The organism is Bartonella sp. AP331QHHD (genome assembly GCF_042195905.1).
Taxonomy (GTDB): Bacteria; Pseudomonadota; Alphaproteobacteria; order Rhizobiales; family Rhizobiaceae; genus Bartonella.
The window spans coordinates 1-4,586 of the sequence record NZ_JBHIPG010000067.1 but is presented as its reverse complement, the minus strand read 5'-3'; the positions used below and the strand labels follow the sequence as shown (position 1 = coordinate 4,586).

The 4,586-nt window shown below is 40.6% G+C and carries 3 protein-coding genes and 1 pseudogene; all 4 read right to left on the bottom strand.

The genetic code is table 11. The features are described 5' to 3' along the window. Positions 1–104: pseudogene (locus ACFIMS_RS08235) on the bottom strand (lytic transglycosylase); the annotation flags it as partial. Continuing rightward, positions 101–2,203, bottom strand: a complete 2,103-nt coding sequence (locus ACFIMS_RS08230) for a glycine zipper family protein (protein WP_375696611.1) — start codon at positions 2,201–2,203, stop codon at positions 101–103. The pseudogene ACFIMS_RS08235 and the gene ACFIMS_RS08230, both read right to left, overlap by 4 nt. Positions 2,204–2,213: 10 nt before the next feature. Next, positions 2,214–3,668 carry a hypothetical protein gene (locus tag ACFIMS_RS08225; protein WP_375674600.1) on the bottom strand — a complete coding sequence of 485 codons (1,455 nt, stop codon included), beginning with the start codon at positions 3,666–3,668 and terminating at the stop codon, positions 2,214–2,216. Positions 3,669–3,679: 11 nt separating this feature from the next. Continuing rightward, positions 3,680–4,564: a hypothetical protein gene (locus ACFIMS_RS08220; RefSeq protein WP_375696612.1), complete on the bottom strand. Its 885-nt coding sequence runs from the start codon at positions 4,562–4,564 to the stop codon at positions 3,680–3,682. Between the last annotated feature and the right edge of the window lie 22 nt (positions 4,565–4,586).

Genomic DNA, 4,586 nt, shown 5'->3' with positions numbered 1-4,586 from the left:
CCACTTTCCACTTGCGCAACACGGTACAAATAACTCTCTGGCAAACCATAACGCGCTGCTGCTTGACGGATCGCTTGATCGACTGAAGGACTATAACGGGTCATTTCGCGTACTCTATTGAAGCACTAGGACCTAACCCTTTTGCTACAGCTCTAGAAACAATCTTCAAGCCTTCATCCGTTATCACACCGGCTTTATGCCACTTCAAAGCACTTTGAATCAATTTGGCAATTTCATTGCGCTCCATTCCTTTAACGCCAAAAGTTGCTAACTTCGCTATACCGCGCTCTAGCTCTTGTCTTGCCCGTAGCGCCTCTGGAGCATTCGGGTGGAAAAATATGTTTCGTGCTAATTTTAGAGATTCAGTTGGCCAATGCAAAAAATTTGAAAAATTAATTCCATCAAAAACAGAAAACTCAGGAGTGCCTTCAAATTTGCTAAAAGCCTCTTTTGCTGCATCAGAATAGAATTGCTCCTGATCTACTGCCTTTTTAAAAGTAGAAAACCGTTCCGGTCCTATGGTCCTTTCAAGATTCTCAGACGCAAGATTTTGTTTTAAAAGTTTAGAAAATTCATTAATAGGGTCATCACTTTTTCTGAGTAAATCATCTAAGGCATTTCTCATACCCATCTGATAGGTATTATTTTGTTTTGTCCAATTCCCTTTAGAAAGATTTTCCTTAACTGCATCCCTTTCAATACTCTTTTCAAGTTTCGTGCCTAGAGCTTGTCTACCCTTCTCAAAACTATCTGCAAAATTTTTGAATTTTGCTGCACTACCACGCGCTGCTTGATAAGTAGGAGAGATTTGATCCATTATTTTTACTAAATCTTGTTTGAGGATTTCGTATCCTAAAACCTTCTGGTTATCGCCATGTTTCTTACTTTTTTCGATTAAATCATCAAGAGACTTCTTGGTTTGATCTAATAACTCTATCGTAGGTTTATAGTTTATACTGCTAAACTTTCTATTATAAAATCGTCTAGGATTTATACTGAGGGGGTGTTCCTCTAAAGTCTTAACAGCTTCTTTGAGAGCTCTTTGAAACCCTTTATTTTCAAAAAGTTTATTAAGAGCTGGATAATGTTCTTTTCCTATTGGAATTTGCTTCGCTTGTTCATAGAGATGATCATGAGCCTCTTTTCCTTGCCGTTTAAGTGTCCTGCTTAAAGTATCTCTATGCTGGTATGGAACAATCGTCTGCTCCATCATATCATCAAGACGTTGAACAGAACCGCCTAATCTTTTCTCATGCGCTTGTTTCAAGAGATTATAAACATCTTCATTTGTTTTAGACGCATTCCACAAAGTCTGTCGTAGTTTTTCATTAATATCTGTCAAAAATACTTCCTGAGGTTCTGAGCTAAGACGTTCCGTGATCTTTTGGGGTTTATTATCGTAAAGTTGCTTGGCAACTTCTCGCAAAGCTTTATTTGAAACCTCTTTACGAGCAGGATTAAAATAATTCCTCACGACAGGAGGTGACTTTAAAGCATTTCCTAAACTACGAACTGCCTTAGAAATACCCATACCTCCTAAAGCAGCAACCGGCGTCAAAACTGCCCCACCAACACCACCGGCTAATGCCGAATTCACCGTATCATTGTAACCTTTTCCTGCACCAGAACCATGTAAAGCTCCAGAACCTGCCCCAACAATAGCTCCCCTACCTAAACTTCCTAAAGTCGAGCCTGCTCGCAAAAAATTTAATGCGGGAATACCCAAAGATGCTAATGTTGGTAAAATCGAACCAGCAATATAAGCACCAGAAGACAACCATGGATATTTCTCTTCCAAGGCTTTTTGGTAAGCGCGTTCCTTGGCTACTCTTCTGTTATAAACCTCTACTGCTTTCTTATCACCACGCCAATAATCCGTAAAACCTGCTTCATTCGCCGCTTGTATCTCATCACTGTACCCTGCTGTAAGACCAGATGTACCATGGCTTCTAACAGCATCCCACCACGTAAGATCTTTATCATCAAATGCAAAATCTTTGAATGTTTCTTGAGTATTTGGAATATCTTGAACTGGACCAATTACTTTATATTTCCTAGCCCACTCAGGGAGACGTGATTTATCATAATCCTTAAGTTCAGGATAATTTGTTTCCTTTTGAACATCTTCAGCAATACCAATAACCTTATACTTTCTAGCCCATTCAGGAAGAAGTGACTTATCATAATTCTTAAGTTCAGACATGAAACACAACCTATTTTCTTATAGTCATTCTTTTACCATCGGCATCAATAACAATAAAATCTGCTCCTTTCGGTAAGGCTTCAATTTCTTCTGCACTTTTTACTACAGGCGCATTTGCACTATGTCCTTGCTGTGGAGCTTTAGAATGCGACTGTGAGGTAACCTTATCAACACTCTCTTGCGTTAATTCAATGCTGCTGTCTTCTAGCAATTTCAATACGTCTAATTTCATCTTAGCCAAAATCTGATGGATTTTTTTCAACCTAAACAAGAGCTCTTTATGACCCAAGTCGTACTTTATCTCTCCTAAATAGCTCTTTAAGATATCAAGCTCTCTTTCTGTAAGGTTACCAAAACCAGAAGCACCATTGCGTGAATACCGTCTCATCGTTTCTAAACGGTCAATACCTATACGGTTTTTAATGGAATCAAGCAGTGAACGCATATCACGGTGTTGAGGAACCTTAAAAGAAGCTTGCCAATCAGCAAGATTTCCCGTAGCCCAATCACCATTCTCTTCTATATAATTCATAAAACGTTCAATGTCATGGAGTGTATTACTACTGATAGCTTCACTATTTTTAAGATCTATTGTTTCTCGTAGGCGGTCCATTTCTTCTTTAGATCTAGCATCATAACCGCCGTTCACTTTTTGTAATAGAAAAGCATTCAATGCATCTTTATTCCCAGCCATGAACCGCGCCTCTTCTTCACTGTACCCTTTAGATTTTAGATATTCGACGGTCTGATTAACCTGCCCTCTTTGTTTATCTCCTTCGTTAAGACGCTTCACACCACTTGCAAGCGCATCCCACCCAGAACCGCCTGACGGTGCTGCCGACATACCTGCAAAAAGATCTTGAAGCTTTTTATAAAAATCAGACTGGACAAACTTTTCAAAACCAGTTCGAGTATCTACTGGAGAAGTTTGTGACTGTGGTGTTGAAGCTGCCTCTACTATAGGCGTAAGTTGTTTAATCTCCTGTGCATTAGGGAGTGGTGGATGATTACCAACACCAAATGGTATTTCTGCTTCAGGAACCACATAAGGTTCCTTCTTCTCATGATATACTCCATCCGGAACAATAGTTCCTATTTGAGAAGGCGCAAGAGAACCACTCTCAAACGGTTTATCAATAGAAATTGCACTAGGAGTAGCAGGACCTTGATGCTGCTGTATGACTCTCTGCAACAGATTCATTTTATCAATAGGTCTCTCACCAATCTTCGGAATAACCATTCCTAATAGCTTTCGACCATAGATCTCTTCACGCTTTTGGCGTTCTCTTTCTTCTTGAACTGTAGACCATCTCCTTCTATTGCGTTTTAATGTAGGTGGGAGATGTGTACTATGTTGTATTAAACCATCTGCTCCTATTCTAGACATTCTAACTAAAGGATGTTCACCTTGATCAGGAGGAATAAAAAAACGCGAAATGTTATCGAACCAAGAACTTTTTTCCATTTCTTTCTTTCCTATACACCGAATTTTTTGCCTAAAAATGCGCCAAAAGGTTTAGAAATATCAGGGATACCCATAAAACTTGTCGCAAGACCTGCTACTGTCGCAAAATTCTTCCAAGGGTCGTTACCATGCATCTTAGATTCTGACACATTATTCGTTGTCGTGCCGTAATTCCTTGCAAAGCCATGACCGGCGTTCATAAGCATATTCAACCTATTCCAGCCGCTATTGTCTTGTTCCAGCCAACGTTCTCTATTGGCATCAACAAGGCGTTGATTGTGGGCATCAAGCACACCTCCCCCTTGTATGGCATTGGAATAGGCATTCCCATAACCCTGTAAGAAGTTATTTGAGGCGCCCAATTGATTTTGATTGGCTTGGTCTATCATGGCATTGGCTTGCATCATGCGATCCGCATCACGATTATACTGGTCTGCTGTAGCACTTGTGGACAAAGCACCAAGTTCATTTGCTAATACACCTGCATGTGCACCGGACCCATAACGACCCGCACCTGCAAAAGAGCTGTTAATCGTATCTCTTACACGGTCTAAGCTATTTTGAAGGGCGGCATTAAAAGACGGATTCTGTCCAACCATATCACCAGAAGCCACTCTTCCAAGATTGCTTGCTGTCAACGTTGGATTGTAAATCGTATTCATCAAAGAGCGATTTTGATAATGCTGTGGAATACTTCCAAGACCACCAATTCCATAGCGCGTTTGATCACTTAACGGCGCTACACGAGGACCACCATAAACATTCCCACCCGCCCCTGTATCATACAGATTATACGCATCCGCACCACCTCGCTTAAAGACATTCTGCATCCAAGCAGGAGGGGCACTTGTCTGCACCTGCTTCTGTTCTGTCGTTGCTGGTCTACTGCTCCCCATGTCACAATTCCTTCCTATAATA